The sequence below is a fragment of the Stutzerimonas tianxiuensis genome, from assembly GCF_053470365.1.
The window spans coordinates 353,908-371,597 of record NZ_JBPVWS010000001.1; the positions used below are offsets into that span (position 1 = coordinate 353,908).

General features: G+C 61.5%; 14 protein-coding genes. 6 read left to right on the forward strand and 8 right to left on the reverse strand.

Annotated features, from left to right (window positions below; genetic code table 11):
- Positions 1 to 75 precede the first annotated feature (75 nt).
- The 4 genes from ACSSNI_RS01495 to ACSSNI_RS01510 form a co-directional block, all read right to left on the reverse strand.
- Entirely contained in the window at positions 76 to 480 is a 405-nt protein-coding gene (locus ACSSNI_RS01495; protein WP_319297124.1) for a type 2 periplasmic-binding domain-containing protein, read from the reverse strand.
- Between the two features lie 11 nt (positions 481 to 491).
- On the reverse strand, positions 492 to 1,655 hold the full coding sequence (locus tag ACSSNI_RS01500; protein ID WP_319297123.1) for a hypothetical protein: 1,164 nt from the start codon (positions 1,653 to 1,655) through the stop codon (positions 492 to 494).
- Between the two features lie 20 nt (positions 1,656 to 1,675).
- Positions 1,676 to 3,298, reverse strand: coding sequence for a methyl-accepting chemotaxis protein (locus ACSSNI_RS01505; protein ID WP_319297122.1), 1,623 nt, complete (start codon positions 3,296 to 3,298; stop codon positions 1,676 to 1,678).
- A gap of 200 nt (positions 3,299 to 3,498) precedes the next feature.
- Positions 3,499 to 5,679, reverse strand: coding sequence for a malate synthase G (locus ACSSNI_RS01510; protein ID WP_448258858.1), 2,181 nt, complete (start codon positions 5,677 to 5,679; stop codon positions 3,499 to 3,501).
- A gap of 295 nt (positions 5,680 to 5,974) precedes the next feature.
- Between ACSSNI_RS01510 and ACSSNI_RS01515 the strand changes: the two genes are divergently transcribed.
- On the forward strand, positions 5,975 to 6,493 hold the full coding sequence (locus ACSSNI_RS01515) for a glycine cleavage system transcriptional repressor (RefSeq protein WP_102836736.1): 519 nt from the start codon (positions 5,975 to 5,977) through the stop codon (positions 6,491 to 6,493).
- A gap of 7 nt (positions 6,494 to 6,500) precedes the next feature.
- Here ACSSNI_RS01515 and rarD read toward each other — a convergent pair whose 3' ends face one another.
- Entirely contained in the window at positions 6,501 to 7,394 is an 894-nt protein-coding gene (gene rarD / locus ACSSNI_RS01520; protein WP_448258859.1) for an EamA family transporter RarD, read from the reverse strand.
- A 186-nt stretch (positions 7,395 to 7,580) separates the two neighbouring features.
- Here rarD and ACSSNI_RS01525 point away from each other — a divergent pair, with 186 nt between their 5' ends.
- Both ACSSNI_RS01525 and treF read left to right on the forward strand, forming a co-directional pair.
- Positions 7,581 to 8,348, forward strand: coding sequence for an SDR family oxidoreductase (locus ACSSNI_RS01525; RefSeq protein ID WP_448258860.1), 768 nt, complete (start codon positions 7,581 to 7,583; stop codon positions 8,346 to 8,348).
- Positions 8,327 to 9,943, forward strand: coding sequence for an alpha,alpha-trehalase TreF (gene treF / locus ACSSNI_RS01530; RefSeq protein WP_448258861.1), 1,617 nt, complete (start codon positions 8,327 to 8,329; stop codon positions 9,941 to 9,943). Before ACSSNI_RS01525 ends, treF begins: the two co-directional genes overlap by 22 nt.
- Before the next feature lie 184 nt (positions 9,944 to 10,127).
- Here the strand turns inward: treF and ACSSNI_RS01535 are convergent, their stop codons facing one another.
- Genes ACSSNI_RS01535 through ACSSNI_RS01545 form a run of 3 tightly spaced genes read right to left on the reverse strand, consistent with a single transcriptional unit; the run spans position 10,128 to position 12,767 of the window.
- Positions 10,128 to 10,628, reverse strand: a complete 501-nt coding sequence (locus ACSSNI_RS01535) for an LEA/WHy family protein (RefSeq protein ID WP_448258863.1) — start codon at positions 10,626 to 10,628, stop codon at positions 10,128 to 10,130.
- 8 nt (positions 10,629 to 10,636) lie between these two features.
- The gene (locus tag ACSSNI_RS01540; protein WP_159966953.1) at positions 10,637 to 11,398 is read right to left on the reverse strand and encodes a slipin family protein; all 762 of its coding nucleotides are present in this window, start codon (positions 11,396 to 11,398) and stop codon (positions 10,637 to 10,639) included.
- A complete protein-coding gene (locus tag ACSSNI_RS01545) occupies positions 11,388 to 12,767 on the reverse strand; it encodes an NfeD family protein (RefSeq protein ID WP_448258864.1) in 1,380 nt (459 codons plus the stop codon). The genes ACSSNI_RS01540 and ACSSNI_RS01545 overlap by 11 nt, the downstream gene beginning before the upstream one ends.
- A 438-nt stretch (positions 12,768 to 13,205) precedes the next feature.
- On the opposite strand from ACSSNI_RS01545, the gene ACSSNI_RS01550 reads away from it, so the two are divergent.
- From ACSSNI_RS01550 to ACSSNI_RS01560, 3 genes are all read left to right on the forward strand, one after another.
- Complete coding sequence (locus tag ACSSNI_RS01550) at positions 13,206 to 13,421, forward strand: hypothetical protein (protein WP_448258865.1); 216 nt, start codon at positions 13,206 to 13,208, stop codon at positions 13,419 to 13,421.
- A gap of 388 nt (positions 13,422 to 13,809) precedes the next feature.
- Positions 13,810 to 13,968 carry a YqaE/Pmp3 family membrane protein gene (locus ACSSNI_RS01555; RefSeq protein ID WP_045423855.1) on the forward strand — a complete coding sequence of 53 codons (159 nt, stop codon included), beginning with the start codon at positions 13,810 to 13,812 and terminating at the stop codon, positions 13,966 to 13,968.
- 217 nt (positions 13,969 to 14,185) lie between these two features.
- A complete protein-coding gene (locus ACSSNI_RS01560; RefSeq protein WP_448258866.1) occupies positions 14,186 to 17,689 on the forward strand; it encodes a response regulator in 3,504 nt (1,167 codons plus the stop codon).
- Position 17,690: the final 1 nt, after the last annotated feature.

Consider the following 17,690-nt stretch of genomic DNA (forward strand, 5'->3'; position numbering starts at 1 on the left):
TTGCAGGGTTTTTCGCTCATAAAAAAACCGCCCGATGCAGACGCAAGGGACGGTTCTTTCAGTTGCAGGTCAAGATCACGGCAGGGTGAACAACACCTTTACCGAATCGTTGACTGCCGCGCTGTCGACGTATCCGATGGCGTCGGCTTCCGCCGCAACTTTCGCGACCATTGCGGCCTCGTCGGCCACGCTGGTCATCGGCTGGCCTTTACCAGTGAACACCAGACCGGACCAATACGATTTCAGCTGCGACTCGTTCTTGTTGGTCACCGCCGAGTAGAAGCTCTCTTTGGCCGGCGTCCAGTCCTTGAGGTCGACGCCTTTCATGGACTTGTCCTTGCCCAGAAAGATGTTGGCGACCTCAGACTGCGACGGCGCTTTGGCCGCGCCTGGATTGACGATAACGGCGACCTCGGCCTGAGCCAGGGATGCCATGCCAAGCAGTGCAACACTGCTGAGGATGCGAAGGGATGCTTTCATCTGGACGCTCCTCAGAATACGAAATCGACGCCGACGGAAACGATGTCACCGTCGTAGTTGCGGGCAGGAACGCCGCCGCGTGCGCCACCGAAACGCTCGTACACGGCGTTTTCGTAGACTTCCTGGGCGTTGCGGGTGAACACGCCGTCATAGCCGTTCTTGGTGTCGACGCGCTTGTACTCGCCCTTGACCACGACGGTCGGGGCGGCCTGGTAGTTAAGGCCCAGGGTCCAGGAGCTCTGACGACCGCCGTTGTCGTCCAGCTGTGCATAGGTTACGTGTGGCAGGAAATCGCCGAAGCGACGGCCGCCCATCAGGTAGAAGGAATCGATCGATTCCATGTCGTCGTTCTCGATCATGCGCGAGGTCCACTCGTTGCTGCTGACCCAGACGCCGTTGTCGTACTGGTAGCCGATCGAGGTGAACTTGCCTTTCTCTTTGTCCAGTGTGAGCAGGCTCAGGGGCGCAACCACACCCGGCGCTACGGTGACGGTGCCGCTGATGTCGGTGGTGATGTCGGCTTCCACGTAACCGATGCGCAGGGTGCCGAAATCGTTGGTCGCCATGCTCACGCTGGCGCCGAACAGCTTGCCGTAGTCGATATCGAACTGCTCGTCGTAGGCATAGTAGTCACGGTTCTTCGACTGGCCACCGGCAACCTGGAAGGTCACCGAGCCGTAGGACAGCGGCACGGTGTAGACCGCGTCAACGCCCTCGTAGTTGGTCACCTGAACCTGGCTGTAAACCTCATCGGGCAGGCGCAGCCAAGGGTAGCTGTAGCCGACGTCAAGGCTCTCGGAGTACATGTACACAGGGCTACGCAGGCGACCGGCACGGAGCATCAGCTGATCATTGGTCTGCCACGACAGGTAAGCCCACTCGAGATTGGCTTTCCATTCATCCTGCTGCGCCTTGACCGTGGCCTGAACGGTCACGCCGACGGTGTCGGTCACGCCGTAGCTCAACTGCGCACCTAACTTGGACAGCTGGTCGCCGCGCCAGGAATCGTTGGTCTGGCCTTGGACACCATAGCTGCGGCCGTCATCTTCGCCACCCAGGTGGGTGACGCCGACAGTGCCAAAACCGTTTAGGCGGTGCTCACCTTGCTCGAGAGCGAAGGCTTGAGTGGTTGCCAGGCAGACGGCTGCCAGGCCGATAACACGTACTGCGGTCATCAGGATGCTCCTAAAGCAATTTAAACGCGGAATTGGGCCGTGGCTGCACGCAGGTGATCGCCCGTGCTGACCAGTTGCTCGCCCAGTCGGGCAGTGGCTTCGGCGCCGTTTGCGGTTGCTTGTGCGTCCTGCTGCAACACTTGGGTTTCTTGTTGGATGGAACTCGACAGGCCGATCTGCTCCTGAGTGAACTGAGCGATACCGGCATTGAGTTCGTCGATCTGGTTGACGGTGCGGGCAATGGTTTCGAGCAACTGGGTCGCTTCGACCGAGCGTTCGATGCTGGCGCGCGATTTCTCGCCATTGCTGTTCATCACATTGAGCACGGTGTTGGCGCTGCTTTGCAGTCGCTGGATGATCTGCTGAATCTCTGCAGTGGAGGCGGAGGTTTTCTGCGCCAGGTTGCGTACTTCGTCAGCCACTACGGCGAAGCCGCGACCCTGTTCGCCGGCGCGGGCGGCTTCGATGGCGGCGTTCAATGCGAGCAGGTTGGTCTGTTCGGCAATACTACGGATCACGGTGAGCACCGAGCCGACTTCCTGGGTTTCCTCTTCCAGCTGCTCCATGGCCTTGACTGCGCCCATCACACTGTCGCCCAGGTCGCTGATACCGGTCGACAGGCTGCCAACGTGCTCACGCGCGGTGGCGGCCTGGCGCGCGGCCGAGTTGGCTTCGTCCGAGGCCTGCTGCGAGCGATGCGCGACCTCCTGGATGCTACCGGTCATGGTGAGGATGTCGCGGGTGATGGAGTCGGTGTGGTGCTGCTGCGACTTGGCGTTCTCTTCCGAACCCTGAGTCAGGTTGTAGAGTTCCTTGGAGACCTGGCCCAGGGGGCTGGCAGCTTCGATAATCTGGCGGATAGTGCGCTGCAGCTTGTCGAGAAAGCCGTTGAACAGCTCGATCATGGCGCCGATCTCATCGTTCGACTCGACATTAACGCGCTGGGTCAGGTCGCCGTCTCCACGTGCGATGGACTGCAGAGAGGCGATCACGCCGCGTACGTTTGACATCACGCTGCGAATCACCAGCCAGGCGCCGAGGCCCACAACCACGATCAGCACCAGACTCAGGATGATTCCCAGTCGAGTGGTGTTTTTGTTGGCTTCGCGGGTTTCGGCCAGGGTCTGTTGGAAATCCTGGTACGCGCCGGTGCGGAAGTCAGTGGCCAGTTTCTGCGCTTGGGCAAGGTCACTGGCCATACGATCCAGGCTCGGGCGTAGATCATCGAACGAGGCACTGCCGTCGATCAGCTTGGCGGAAGCGTCGAGCGCGTTGTCGGCGTACGCCTTGACCGCCTTGCGCCAGTCGTTGAGCGCCTGAAGCCTTTGCGGCTGGGTGTTCAGAAGCGTGGCGAGCGCCTGCTGCTGCGCATCGATTTCACTGAGCCCTTCGCGCGCTTCGCCGAGAATGCCCGACTCTCCGGCGGCCACGGCATTGTTCAACAGGCCGGGAATACGGGAGAACTGAAAGATCACCGCGTCAGCCTTTTCCAGCGTGGGATAGCTTTGTGTTTCGATGCTGACCAGGCGCGAATCCGTCGCAGACAGCTGCAGCGAGGTATAGCCGACATACAGAATCAGCCCGAGCAGGGCGACGGCGGGGACCAGCGACAGCTTCGCAGTAAGCGAGAAATTCTTGAACATGCATCGACTCCACAGTGGGTGGCGGATACTACGTAATGGCCACTAGAGGCGCATTGCCATCTGTCGGATAAATTGTGACTTATTTTGGAAATCCGGTCACGTTATCGGATGTCGCAGGCGGAACTTGAGCGCCATTGGGCGGCAAACACCCATAAAAAAACCGCCCCGAAGGGCGGTTCTTTGTGCCGCAGCGTTGCGGGTTACAGGCCGTTCTTGGCCTTGAACTCGCGACGACGACGGTGCAGGACCGGCTCGGTGTAGCCGTTGGGCTGCTTGGTGCCTTCAAGGACCAGCTCCAGGGCAGCCTGGAAGGCCACGCTGTTGTCGAAGTCCGGCGCCATCGGGCGGTATACCGGGTCGCCTTGGTTCTGACGATCGACCACAGGCGCCATGCGCTTGAGGCTTTCGACCACCTGATCCTTGGTTACCACACCGTGACGCATCCAGTTGGCTACGTGCTGGCTGGAGATGCGCAGGGTGGCGCGGTCTTCCATCAGCGCGATGTCGTTGATATCCGGCACCTTGGAGCAGCCGACGCCCTGTTCGACCCAGCGAACCATGTAGCCGAGGATGCCCTGCGAGTTGTTGTCCAGCTCGTTGCGCTTCTCTTCCTCGGTCCAGTTGGTGTCTTGCGCCAGCGGGATGGTGAGGATGTCGTCGATGGACGCTTTTTCACGCTTGGCCAGTTCGACTTGACGCGCCTGCACGTCAACCTTGTGGTAGTGCATGGCGTGCAGGGTGGCGGCGGTCGGCGACGGTACCCAGGCGGTGTTGGCACCGGCCATGGGGTGGCCGAGCTTCTGCTCGAGCATCGCGGCCATCAGGTCAGGCATGGCCCACATGCCCTTGCCGATCTGCGCTTTGCCTTGCAGACCGCAAGCCAGGCCCACGTCGACGTTGTTGTTTTCGTAGGCACTGATCCACTTCTCGGACTTCATCGCAGCCTTGCGTACCACCGGGCCGGCTTCCATGGAAGTGTGGATCTCGTCGCCGGTGCGGTCGAGGAAGCCGGTGTTAATGAACACCACGCGCTCGCGCGCTTCCTTGATGCAGGCCTTGAGGTTGATCGTGGTGCGACGCTCCTCGTCCATGATGCCGACTTTCAGAGTGTTGCGCGGCAAACCGAGGACGTCTTCGACGCGACCGAACAGTTCGGTGGCGAAAGCCACTTCTTCCGGGCCGTGCATCTTCGGCTTGACGATGTACATCGAGCCGGTGCGGGTGTTCTTGCGGCTGGTGTTGCCCTTGAGGTTGTGGATCGCGGCGAGGCTGGTGAACAGGCCGTCCATGATGCCTTCCGGGACTTCGTTGCCGTCCTTGTCGAGAATGGCATCGTTGGTCATCAGGTGACCGACGTTACGGATGAACAGCAGGGAACGGCCGTGCAGGGTGAGCTCACCGTTGCCGTCGGCCTGGGTGTAGACGCGGTCAGGGTTCATGGCACGGGTGATGCGCTTGCCGCCTTTGTCCAACTCCTCGGCCAGGTCGCCCTTCATAAGGCCGAGCCAGTTGCGGTAGACGATGGTCTTGTCATCGGCATCGACGGCGGCGATGGAGTCTTCGCAGTCCATGATAGTGGTCAGTGCCGATTCCATCAGCACGTCTTTGACGCCGGCTGCGTCGGTCTGGCCGATGGGGCTGGCCGGGTCGATCTGAATCTCGAAGTGGATGCCGTTGTGCTTGAGCAGCACGGCGATTGGTGCGTTGGCATCGCCCTGGAAGCCGAGTAGTTGCGCTGGGTTCTGCAGGCCTGTTGTGCTGCCATCCTTGAGCGAGACGACCAGCTTGCCGGACTCGATGCGGTAGCCAGTGGAGTCGGCATGCGAGCCAGTTTCCAACGGAGCGGCTTCGTCGAGGAAGGCGCGTGCATAGGTAATAACCTTGTTGCCGCGGATCTCGTTGTAGCCCGGTCCCTTAGTGGCACCGTCTTCTTCGGAGATGGCATCGGTGCCGTAAAGCGCGTCGTACAACGAGCCCCAGCGCGCATTGGCGGCGTTCAGCGCGAAACGCGCGTTCATGATCGGCACCACCAGCTGCGGGCCGGCCATGCTGGCGATTTCTTCGTCGACGTTCTGAGTAGTGGCCTGGAAGTCTTCGGCTTCCGGCAGCAGGTAACCGATTTCCTGCAGGAAGCTCTTGTACGCCGCTGCGTCGTGGGCCTGACCGGTACGCGCCTGATGCCAGGCATCGATCTGCGCCTGCAGCTCGTCACGCTTGGCCAGCAGCGCGCGGTTCTTCGGCGCCAGGTCGTGGATGACGCTGGAAGCGCCGGCCCAGAAGGCATCGGCATCAACGCCGGTACCAGGAATCGCTTCGTTGTTCACGAAGTCGTACAGGACTTTGGCGACCTGCAGGCCACCGACTTGAACGCGCTCAGTCATTACTCGCCTCACTTGGTTCTTCTTCAAATCTGTCGGACTGTTTCTTCTTGTAGTCCGGGTCGACGGATACTACATGAAGCCGTTCGGAAAATCAGTCCGCCACTCGGCGTAGGCCCAGGGCCCGCAATTGTCTGTTCATAGGGCAGCCAGAGGGCCTTGGAATCGACACTTTGCCGCGGCGTCGACGGTGTTTGTTCTATACCTATGGAGTCGCATGCCACGGGAGCGGTCCATTACTCTCTACAGCCGCACGGCCAGCGCCGGTTGCCGTATTTCCCTATTGAAGGAGCCACAGATGGATCATCTCGTACTTACCGTGATTGCCGAAGACCAGCCGGGGCTGGTCGAATGCCTGGCCAAATGCATCGCCGAGCATGGCGGCAATTGGCTGGAGAGCCGCATGTCGCGGATGGCTGGTCAGTTTGCCGGCATCCTGCGGGTGGCTGTGCCCGCTCAGGCCCACGCCGATCTCAGCGAGGCCTTGCAGCAGCTTGAGCAGCAGGGCATCCGTGTGCTCTTTGCTCAAAGCGGCGCCGAGCCGGAGCGGAGTTGGCGGATGATCCAGCTGCAGCTGGTAGGCAACGACCGCGCCGGTATCGTCCGTGACATCACCCAATTACTGGCCCGGCACGGCGTGAACCTGGAAAGCCTGGACACCGACGTGTTGCCTGCACCAATGACTAACGAGTTGCTGTTCCGGGCCGATGCACGGTTGGCCGTGCCGACCGAATTGTCCCTGGACGACCTGCAGGAACACCTGGAAACGCTTGCCGATGACCTGATGGTGGAGCTCAAACTGCAGCCTGCCGACTGAGCTGCCGTCAGCGCACGCTGGCTTTACGCATCAGTCGCCAGGCGTCGTAACTGTAGACGGCGAGGCCGGCCCATATGCAGACAAAGGCGAGCTGACGATCGGCCGGGAAGGGCTCGTCGAACACCCACACCGCGAGCAGCAGCAGCAACGTCGGCGTGATGTACTGCAGGAAGCCAAGGGTCGAATAGGGCAAATGCCGGGCCGCTGCGTTGAAGCACAGCAGCGGCAACAGCGTGACGGGCCCGGCGGCCACCAGCCACAGTGCTTCGGGTTGGGACCAGAAAGACCATTCGGTGCTCGGGCCGCTGCCAAAGAAGAACAGCCAGCCCAGCGCGATCGGCAGCAACAGCCAGGTTTCCACTACCAGCCCCGGCAGTGCGGCGACAGGTGCTTGCTTGCGCAGCAGTCCGTAGCTGCCGAAGCTCAATGCCAGAGCGATCGACACCCAGGGGAAGTCGCCCAGGGTAACCAGCTGCAGCAGCACGCCGATGGCTGCCATCGCCACCGCCAGCCATTGCAGCGGGCGAAGGCGCTCGCGCAAGACAATCAGCCCCAGCAGCACGTTGACCAGCGGGTTGATGTAATAGCCCAGGCTCGCTTCGAGCATGTGGTTGTGGTTCACCGCCCAGACGTAGATCAGCCAGTTGCTGGCGATCAGTACGCTGGAAATCATCAGTACGCCGATCCGCCGCGGATGGGCCAGCAATTCCTGCCACCAGCCGGGGTGGTGCCAGAGGCTCAGCACCAGCGTACCGAACAGCGCCGACCAGATGGCTCGCTGAGTGACGATTTCAAGCGCCGCGTACTGCTCGATGGACTTGAAGTAGAGCGGGAACAGGCCCCAGATGGAAAAGGTCATCAGACCCAGTAGGTAACCCTTGCGCAGATCAGCGGTGGCCATGGATGTCCTGATAACGGGGCGGCGGAGAGCCGGTCATTTTGCGCTTAGGTAAAGGTATTTGTCTGCCTTGGGCGCTCTCGGAAGCATTCGCAAACACCCGCCATTGAACGTGCCCGGCTGCAGCCCGTCAGACATTGCACGACTCAGGGGTCGCCGCTGCGACTCGACAGCCACATGAGGTGTTCGATGAAACTGCAGAACAAGGTCGCCCTGGTTACCGGCAGCTCCCAGGGCATCGGTCGCGGCATCGCCATACGCCTGGCCAAAGAAGGCGCCGATCTGGTGATCAACGGGCGGCACGATGACGAGCAGGCGCGTGAAACACTCGAGCTGGTGCAAGCTCAGGGCCATCGGGCCTGCTTCATCGCCGCTGACGTTGCAGAGCCCGCCAACTGCTACCAGCTGATCGAACAGGCGGTCGAGCAGATGGGCCGGCTGGATATTCTGGTCAATAACGCCGGAGTGCAGAAGCACGCAGCCTTTCTCGATGTGAGCGAGGCGGATTACGACCAGGTTCTGAACGTCAATCTGCGTGGCCCGTTCTTCCTGTCACAGGCCTTTGCTCGTCACCTGCGCGACACTGGACGCGGCGGGCGGATCATCAACAACAGTTCGGTTCATGAGGAACTGCCGTTCCCCAACTTCAGTGCTTACTGCTCCAGCAAAGGCGGACTCAAGATGCTGACGCGCAATCTCGCGATCGAGTTGGCCCCGCTGGGGATCACGGTCAACAATGTTGCCCCTGGCGCGATTGAGACGCCTATCAATCAGACCCTGATGAACGAGCCGGAGAAGCTTGCCGGGCTGCTTGAGAACATTCCGGCCAAGCGTCTCGGGCAACCTCACGACGTGGCGGGAGCGGTGGCCTTTCTCGCCTCGGACGATGCCGACTACGTCACCGGCACTACACTGGTGATAGATGGTGGACTGCTATGGAATTACAGCGAGCAATGACCGATACCTCTTCGAACGCCTTCGATTACGACACCCGCGCGGTGTCGGCCGCAGATACGCTGAGCCCGGCGGACCGTTACCAGGAGCTCTTCGTGGCGGTGCAGATGCAGCGCGTGTTTCCCGACAGCAAGACCTTCGTCGACTGCGCCCCTCGGCAGCATCCAGAGCGCATCCTGGAAGCCTACCGGGCACAGAACAGCCAGCCAGGTTTCGATCTGCGCAACTTTGTCCTTGAGCATTTCGAGGTCTACCAGCGAAAGCCAATCGAGTTTGTCGCCGACCCCGACAATACCCTGACGGAGCACATTGATCGGCTCTGGCCGGTGCTGACCCGAAAGCCGCGGCAGCACCCGGAGTTTTCCTCGCTGTTGCCGCTGCCCCACGACTACGTGGTACCGGGCGGTCGCTTTACCGAGCTGTACTACTGGGACTCCTACTTCACCATGCTCGGTCTGGACGAAAGTGGCCATTGCGAGCTGCTGCGGTCAATGGCGGACAATTTCGCCTACCTGATCGACACCTACGGTCATGTGCCCAACGGCAACCGTTCCTACTACCTGAGCCGCTCGCAGCCGCCGGTTTTCGCGTTGATGACCGATCTGTTCGAGGAATCCGGCGTGCACCGCGCCAGCGATTACCTGCCGCAGCTGCGCAAGGAGCATGCGTTCTGGACCGACGGCGACGATCAACTGCGCCCTGGCGAGTCCCATCGGCGCTGCGTCTGTCTGGCCGATGGCAGCGTGCTCAACCGCTATTGGGATGAGCGGGACACGCCGCGCGAGGAGTCTTACATTGAAGACGTCGAAACGGCGCGCTCCTCCAGCCGGCCTGCCCATGAGGTTTATCGCGACCTGCGCGCCGGGGCCGAGTCCGGGTGGGATTTCAGTTCGCGCTGGCTGGGCGATCCTCAGCGGCTATCGAGCATTCGCACCACACAGATCATTCCGGTAGACCTGAACAGCTTTCTCTACAACCTTGAGCGGCAGATCGCCCGTCTCAGTCACGCCAAGGGCCAGCATGACTGTGCCGAGGCGTTCCGTCAGCGTGCCGAAAAGCGTCTGGCTGCGATCGATCATTACTTGTGGAGCGAGCAGCAAGGCGCCTATTTCGACTACGACTGGTGTCTGGCGCAGCCGCGGGACAACCTAACCGCCGCGACTCTGACGCCGCTGTTCGTCAAGCACGCCAGCGCCGAGCAGGCGGAACGGGTAGCTGAGGTTGTTCGTGAGCGGCTGCTGGCCCCCGGCGGACTTTCCACCACCGAAGTCAGTGGCAGCGGTGAGCAGTGGGACCGCCCGAACGGCTGGGCGCCGCTGCAATGGATGGGCATCCGTGGACTGCAGCACTACGGTCACGATGCGCTGGCACTGCAGATCGAAGAGCGCTGGCTGAAGATCGTTTCACTGCTATTTGAAAGCGAGAGCAAGCTGGTGGAGAAGTATGTGCTGCGGCCCTGCACCGAGCACGCCGGCGGTGGTGAATACCCGTTGCAGGACGGCTTCGGCTGGACCAATGGCGTGACTCGCAAGCTGATGCAGGCCGACCCGTCTCATGAAGCTCACCGTTGCCGAGCCGGCCGCTGCCGGGTGGAGTGAGCAGGGCGGACAGCTGCCGCGACTGTGGCGGCTCGGCAGCCCTGCCACTTGCGAGCGAGCGTTCCTACTCAACGAGACAGGATGCTTTTTGTAGGAGCGAGCTTGCTCGCAAAGCGTTGGGAGATGCCGGCAGCTAAGTTACCCGCTTGCCAGAGCGCGTCTGCCGGCTGTGAGCCCTAGAGGGCTACCGGCGATACGGGCTAGGCAACGCGCCGTTCAGATCAAGCGTGCCCTTCTCCACGAACCGCTGCGTGCCGAACGTCCTGCCGCCCGCCAGCTTGCCTCGCAGCACATAGGGCACTTCATTCATGCCGATATGTTCAGCCAAGCCCAGCGCTTGCCGCGCGGCAGAGAATGCCGAGATGGTCATCGGCACGCTCAATACCGTCTCGCCGAAGCGTGGGATGGTGCCGCTTGCGTCGCTGACGCCGCTGGCCAGGTTGCGCCCGTTGATTTCCAGCTCCAGCGCGATGCCGTCGTAATCCAGTGGCCGATCGTTGGGGTTCTGCACCCGCAGTTTCACCGCCATGCGCAGCTCCAGCCCTTCCCCGGGCAGCGGTTGGATGCCGGCCACCTGTACGTTGAGCGGGTCGTGCTTGAAGAAAGCCGCGCAGCCAGCGAGGGTCAGCATCAACAGGCAGACCGACAGCAGGCGAACAATGGGTACGGCGGATCGCAAGGGCATAGAAGTCTTTACTCGGTTTTCTTGGTGAGATTGCCCATGCCCTGCAGCAGCTCCATGGGCAGCGGGAAGACGATGGTCGAGTTCTTGTCGCCAGCGATGTTGCTCAGCGTCTGCATGTAGCGCAGTTGCATGGCGCCGGGTTGGCGCCCGAGCATTTCGGCGGCCTGCATGAGTTTTTCCGAGGCCTGCAGCTCGCCTTCTGCATGAATGACCTTGGCGCGACGCTCGCGTTCCGCTTCTGCCTGCCGGGCGATGGCACGAATCATCGATTCATCCAGGTCGACATGCTTGATCTCGACATTGGCGACCTTGATGCCCCAGGCGTCGGTCTGTGCGTCAAGCACCTGCTGGATGTCATTATTGAGCTGTTCACGCTCGGCCAGCATGTCGTCCAGATCATGTTTGCCAAGCACCGCGCGCAGTGTCGTCTGCGCCAGCTGGCTGGTCGCCGAGTGATAGTCCTCGACCTGGATGATCGCCTTCTCGGCATCCAGCACCCGGTAGTACACCACCGCGTTGACCTTGACCGAGACGTTGTCACGCGAGATCACGTCCTGAGTCGGCACATCGAGCACCAGGGTGCGCAGGTCGACCCGCACCATCTGTTGGATGCCGGGAATGATCAGAATCAGCCCCGGCCCCTTGACCTTCCAGAAACGGCCCAGCTGAAACACCACGCCGCGCTCGTATTCGCGCAGGATGCGGAAGGTGGATGCCAGCAGCGCAATCACCAGCACTGCGACGGCGACAAAACTCATTTCAAAACCCATGCTTCACCTCTTCGATTGAGGGCCCGTCGGCCGCGGTCACATCCAGTTGCAAGCCATGCCGTGCTACCACGCGAACCTGCTGGCCCACCTGCAGCGGCGCCGTTCCCCGCACTTTCCAGTGCTCGCCGTGCAGCTGCACCCAGCCATTGCCGGGACTATCGGCCTCGACACCGGTGATTCGGGTAAGCGTCCCGATCAGCTCGCCATCACCGGTGACCACGGGCTGCCGCCGGGCTTTGAGCGCCATGCTGACGATGGCAAAGACCAGCAGCGCGCTGATGACGCCAAGGGTGCCGATCAGGGCCAATGGAATGCCGAAGCCTGGCACCTCCGTGTCGATCAGGATCACTGAACCGGTGACAAAGGCGGCAACGCCGCCAAGGCCTAGCACGCCGAAGCTGGGCACGAAGGCTTCGGCGACCATGAACGCAAGGCCCAGGAGAATCAGGGCGACCCCGGCATAGTTGATTGGCAGCAATTGCAACGAAAACAACGCCAGCAGCAGACAGATCCCGCCAATGACCCCTCCGGCGCCGGTGCCTGGGTTGGAGAACTCGAAGACCAGTCCGTAGATGCCGATCATCATCAGGATCAGAGCAACGCTGGGGTTGGTAATCACGGCCAGCAGGCGGACTCGCCAGTCCGGTTCATGGCGCTCGACAGTGGCGCCAGCTGTCCTCAATGTCTGCGGGCCGGCGGTGGTCTGGATGGTTTGCCCGTCGAGCTGGTTCAGCAGGTCATCGAGGTCGTCAGCCAGGTAGTCGACTACGTTCAGCTCCAAGGCCTCGGTTGCCGACAGACTGACAGCCTCACGCACGGCCCGCTCGGCCCATTCGGCATTTCGCTCGCGCAGTTGCGCCAGGCCGCGGATATAAGCGGCTGCGTCGTTCACCTGTTTGCGGCTCATGGCGTCGCCGCTCTTTTCGTTTTCTTTATCGGCCTCCGGTGAAGGCGCCGGTGGGCCGCCGCCGCTGCCACCGATCTGCACCGGGGTTGCGGCGCCGAGGTTGGTGCCGGGGGTCAGCGCGGCGACGTGGCTGGCGTAGAGCAGGTAAGTGCCGGCGCTGGCCGCCCGCGAACCGCTGGGCGTGACGTACGTGGCGATCGGCAATGGGCTGGCGAGGATCTCCTTGATCATCGCGCGCATCGAAATATCCAACCCGCCAGGCGTGTCCAGCTCCAGCACCAGCAGCTGCGCATCGGCCTCCTGCGCCCGCTGGATGCCGCGGATAACGTAATCGGCGCTGGCCGGGCCGATAACACCGTCGACCCGCAGCACCATCACCGGCCCGGCCGCCTGTGCCGCACTGGCGAAGGCCAGCATCAGGCCAAGCAGCCAGGCGAACCGGTTTACCAGACGACAATGCATCAGCTGTAACCTCCCGGTCGGCGGCAGGCCGATGATTGATGAGGCGGTTCTCTGAGGATAGTCCAGTCGGCCGCAGGTTCCTCTTCGCTGTGCGGTACCTTGACCCAGGTCATCGGCAAGGGGCAGCGCCCCTGGTGGCCGGGTGATCAACGAGCCTCACATCTCGTGCAGGACCGAACCAAAGGGGCGGTCTACGGCGCAAGGTGCGTGCCGTTGCGTGATGCTCCGCTACTCCGGTTTTTTTTTGCATTAATCGCCTCAAACGTGGCGGATGTGGCTCGCTGGCGGCACGCTGTTTGACTGCCATGAGCATTGCCCCTTGCCGCGCCATGTGGCAGCGTGAAACGGACGCAGCGTGAGCGCTGAATAAAAGTGGCGAGGCGCTGCTCAGCAGCAGCCACGTTAGCCAAGGCGCTGGAACGCCTGCGGGGAGGTGGAATGGGACAGCAAGACGATGACCGCGTTGGCGGCGCGGTGCGAACAGCGATGGGTTACGTCAGGTGGATCGGTTTCGTAGCCTGTTCGCTCGCAGCGTTGGGCTACGCGGCGACCGGAAACTACAACATGACCGGGCTGATGCTGGCGTTGGCCGTGTTGTCATGGATCAACATCCGACGTAAGCGCAACAGGCCCGAACCGCCTGCTCGTCTTTAGCAGCAAAAAATCGGAATGTTGGGTGTCATGTTCGACTATTCGCTTATGGCGACGGGCTTGGATTATCGGCGATAGTCGGCTGGCCTAGCGCTGTTGCTTGGCGTTGCACGTGGCTCACAAGGCAGACGGCATCGACGCATTCAGCTGACTGCATTCCAAGGCCAGCCGCGTTCTCTCCTTCTTGCGCCCTTCGGGTGCCCCAGGCGACTCAAACGGTCGCTACCGGATTTTGAAATCGCTGCCTTTTTCGGCTGCGGTTGCTCCATCGAAACGTCCCGACGCGTTATCTGTAGGCGCGCCGATTGCTGTAGTCAAAGGAACCCCTTTCCGGCTAACCGGTCGATTCACAGTAGACCGATTGGCTAAACCAGACTTAAGGGGAACCACAATGGACCTGATCCGCATCATCATCGCGATATTGCTGCCGCCGCTGGGGGTGTTCCTGCAGGTAGGCCTGGGGGGCGCCTTCTGGCTTAACATCCTGCTGACCTTGTTGGGCTATATCCCGGGGATCATTCATGCGGTCTGGATCATTGCCCGTCGCTAAGGGTTGACCCGCGAGCAATCGGGCCCGGCCATTCGGCCGGGCTTTTTTGTGCTTGCAAGCGAGGCGGTGTAAAGTCCCCGATCGACTGCGTGGCTTGTGGCATCTCACGCGAATCACCAAGAACTTGTCGGGATCGGAGACGTTCGCCTCGCGCGGATGCATCTGCCGGCGTGGCCGTGGGCCACTGTCATGGGCACAGTGGCTTGGAAGGAACCAGATGGGCGACTCTTTCATCGATCAGAATCACTTCAAGCGAATCCTCAACCGCAACGTGGCGGTGCCTCTGGGTTTCGGTTTCCTCAGCGCGTTTTTCTTCAGTGCCATTGTTTACTTCCTGCTCAACGTCGGCCACTGGGTCGAGCGCTCGGTGGTGGGCGTCGGCTATGCCCACGACATGCTCAAGGTGATGGGCGATCTGGAGGCCTCGATGCGTGGCTACCTTATTGCGGGGGAAGAGGTGTTTCTCGAACCCTACCGTAATGAGCTGCCGGTGTACGAAAGCCTGTTCGAACAGATGACCACGTTCGCCGCCGACGATCCGGTACAGCTGAATAGAGTCGAGCGCATCGGCCGGCTGCATGAGCAATGGATCGCTTTCGCCGGGGAGGCGATCGAGCGCAGGGATCAGAACCAGCCTGTCATCGACTATGTCCGCAGCCACAGAGGGCTTGAACTGAAGGAAGAACAGCGTCGGCTGCTCAATGAGTTCATCGCCCACGAACGCCAGGTCCGAGCCGAGCGTACCGACACGACCGAAGCGATCACCACCGCGCTGATTGGCGGTTTTCTGCTGTTCAGCCTGATCTTCAGCGGCCTGCTGGTCTATTTCGGGCGGCGTGATCTGATCAGTTTGTCGGACAGCTACTCGGAGTCGCTCGAACAGCAACAGGCGCACGCCGCCGCTCTGGAAAAGCAGGCCTGGTATCGAACAGGCCAGACCCAGCTCAGTGAATCAATGATTGGCGAACAGGCCTTGCCGACCTTGGGCCAGAACGTGCTTGGCTTCCTCGCGCGCTACCTGGGCATGAGTGTTGGCGCGCTCTACGTCACGCAGGATGGCAAGCTGCAGCGCGTCGCGGAGTTCGGCTGGGACCGGGAACGTCTGCAATCCGGTCGCGCGTTGGAGCTTGGCGAGGGGCTGGTGGGCCAGGTGGCCCTGGAGCGCCGCGTGATGCGGCTCGACAATGTGCCGCAGGGTTACCTGAACGTCAGCTCGGCGCTGGGCAGCGCTGACGCAGCGTCGGTGCTGATCTTTCCTGTCGAGGACAGCGGCATGGTCAACGCCGTGCTTGAGATCGGTTTCTTGCGGCCCTTGCTTGATGAAGACCGTGAGTTGCTGCAGCGGGTCAGCGAGAACATCGGCTCGGCCATCGAAGCCGCGCGCTACCGTCAGCGTCTGCAGCGCATGCTGGCTGAAACCCAGCAGCTCAACGAGGAGCTGCAGGTGCAACAGGAAGAGCTGCGCGCGGCCAACGAGGAGCTCGAAGAGCAGTCCAACGCCCTGCGTGAGTCACAGGCGCACATGGAAGAGCAGCAGGCCGAGCTGGAGCAAACCAACGAGCAGCTCGCCGAACAGGCCCAGGCGCTGGCGCTGCAGCGCGACGAAATGGACCTGAAGAACCATCGCCTGCATGAGGTGCAGTTGATGCTCGAAGAGCGCGCTGATGAATTGCAGCGCGCCAGTCGCTATAAATCGGAATTCCTCGCCAACATGTCCCACGAGCTGCGCACGCCGCTGAACAGCTCGCTGATCCTGTCGAAATTGCTGGCCGACAATCCGCACGGCAATCTGCAGGAAGACCAGGTGCAGTTCGCGCGCTCGATCTATTCGGCGGGCAATGACCTGCTCAATCTGATCAACGACATTCTGGATATCTCGAAGGTCGAAGCCGGCAAGCTGGATGTCCATCCCGAGCTGTTGATCCTCACGCGACTGGTCGATGGCCTGAAGAGCCTGTTTCTTGCCCAAGCGATGGAAAAGACCTTGCAGTTCGACGTTCAGCTCGACGAAAGCGTGCCGTCCAGCCTCTTCACCGACCGCCAACGGCTGGAGCAGATTCTCAAGAATCTGCTGTCCAATGCCTTCAAGTTCACCGAGAAGGGCTCGGTAGAACTTCGGGTCACGCGCCGTGACGACCAGCAGATCGCCTTTGCCGTGCGTGATTCGGGAATCGGTATTCCCGCCGATCAGCAGGATGTGATCTTCGAAGCCTTCCGTCAGGCCGATGGCACCACCAACCGCCGTTATGGCGGCACCGGGCTGGGCTTGTCCATCTCCCGCGAGCTGGCCCAGCTGCTCGGTGGCACCATCGAGGTCAGTAGCGAGCCGGGGGCCGGCAGCGTGTTCACGTTGATCATCCCTGAGAACTACAGTGCCCCGGTGGCCGAGCAGGAGCACGAGCCTTTACCTGCGCCGATCAATATCCAGGCAGCGCTTGCACCCGTGACGACGCCTATTGCTGCAACGCCGCGACCGGTGCTGGAGCAAGCCCAAGGCGTGGCGTCCCTGACGGACGATCGCGAGCGCTTCCCGTTCGAGCGTTCGGTGCTGGTAATCGAGGACGAGCCGCAGTTTGCCGGCATTCTTCGCGACCTGGCCCACGAACTGAAATACAGCTGCCTGATCGCGCAGAACGCCGACCACGGCTTCGACACCGCAGTGCAGTACCGGCCCGATGCGATCCTGCTGGACATGCGCTTGCCAGACCATTCCGGGCTGACCGTGCTTGAACGGCTCAAGGAAAACCCCATCACGCGGCACATCCCGGTGCACATCGTGTCGGTGGAGGATCGCAAGGAAGCCGCGATGCAGATGGGCGCCATCGGCTACGCGACCAAACCGACGACCCGCGAAGACCTCAAGGCCGTGTTCGGCCGCTTCGAGGAGAAGTTGGCGCAGAAGGTCAAACGTATCCTGCTGGTCGAAGACGACGCCCGTCAGCGCGAAAGCGTCTCGCGGTTGATCGAGGACACCGATATCGAGATCACCGCGGTGGAGTTTGGTCAGCAAGCCCTCGAGCTGCTGCGTACCACGGTGTTCGACTGCATGATCATCGACCTCAAACTGCCTGACATGGATGGCCATGAACTGCTCGAACGCATGGCGCGCGAGGACATCTGCTCCTTCCCGCCGGTGATCGTCTATACCGGACGTAACCTCACTCGTGATGAAGAAGCGGCGCTGATGAAATACTCGCGCTCGATCATCATCAAGGGCGCGCGTTCGCCGGAGCGATTGCTCGATGAGGTCACGCTGTTTCTGCACAAAGTGGAGTCCGACATGCCGCCGGAGCGCCAGAAGATGCTCAAAAGCGTGCGCAGCCGGGAAAAGGCCTTCGAGGGCCGCAAGATTCTGGTGGTCGACGACGACGTGCGTAACGTCTTCGCCCTGACCAGCGCCTTGGAGCAGAAAGGCGCGCTGATCGAGATCGCGCGCAACGGCCATGAGGCCATTGCCCAGTTGCAGAACGTTGGCGATATCGATTTGGTGCTGATGGACATCATGATGCCGGAGATGGACGGCTTCACCGCCATGCAGGAGATCCGCAAGGACCCCCGCTTCGCCAAGCTGCCGATCATTGCGGTGACGGCCAAAGCGATGAAGGATGATCAGGATCGCTGCCTGCGGTCGGGCGCCAACGATTACCTGGCCAAGCCCATCGACCTGGACCGTCTGTTCTCGCTGATCCGCGTCTGGCTACCAAAGGTGGAGCTGCTCTGAC

Bases quoted from the DNA above. Each gene is read 5' to 3' on its own strand.
- ACSSNI_RS01495 (WP_319297124.1), bottom strand. From the start codon at position 480: ATGAAAGCATCCCTTCGCATCCTCAGCAGTGTTGCACTGCTTGGCATG.
- ACSSNI_RS01500 (WP_319297123.1), bottom strand. From the start codon at position 1,655: ATGACCGCAGTACGTGTTATCGGCCTGGCAGCCGTCTGCCTGGCAACC.
- ACSSNI_RS01505 (WP_319297122.1), bottom strand. From the start codon at position 3,298: ATGTTCAAGAATTTCTCGCTTACTGCGAAGCTGTCGCTGGTCCCCGCC.
- ACSSNI_RS01510 (WP_448258858.1), bottom strand. From the start codon at position 5,679: ATGACTGAGCGCGTTCAAGTCGGTGGCCTGCAGGTCGCCAAAGTCCTG.
- ACSSNI_RS01515 (WP_102836736.1), top strand. From the start codon at position 5,975: ATGGATCATCTCGTACTTACCGTGATTGCCGAAGACCAGCCGGGGCTG.
- rarD (WP_448258859.1), bottom strand. From the start codon at position 7,394: ATGGCCACCGCTGATCTGCGCAAGGGTTACCTACTGGGTCTGATGACC.
- ACSSNI_RS01525 (WP_448258860.1), top strand. From the start codon at position 7,581: ATGAAACTGCAGAACAAGGTCGCCCTGGTTACCGGCAGCTCCCAGGGC.
- treF (WP_448258861.1), top strand. From the start codon at position 8,327: ATGGAATTACAGCGAGCAATGACCGATACCTCTTCGAACGCCTTCGAT.
- ACSSNI_RS01535 (WP_448258863.1), bottom strand. From the start codon at position 10,628: ATGCCCTTGCGATCCGCCGTACCCATTGTTCGCCTGCTGTCGGTCTGC.
- ACSSNI_RS01540 (WP_159966953.1), bottom strand. From the start codon at position 11,398: ATGGGTTTTGAAATGAGTTTTGTCGCCGTCGCAGTGCTGGTGATTGCG.
- ACSSNI_RS01545 (WP_448258864.1), bottom strand. From the start codon at position 12,767: ATGCATTGTCGTCTGGTAAACCGGTTCGCCTGGCTGCTTGGCCTGATG.
- ACSSNI_RS01550 (WP_448258865.1), top strand. From the start codon at position 13,206: ATGGGACAGCAAGACGATGACCGCGTTGGCGGCGCGGTGCGAACAGCG.
- ACSSNI_RS01555 (WP_045423855.1), top strand. From the start codon at position 13,810: ATGGACCTGATCCGCATCATCATCGCGATATTGCTGCCGCCGCTGGGG.
- ACSSNI_RS01560 (WP_448258866.1), top strand. From the start codon at position 14,186: ATGGGCGACTCTTTCATCGATCAGAATCACTTCAAGCGAATCCTCAAC.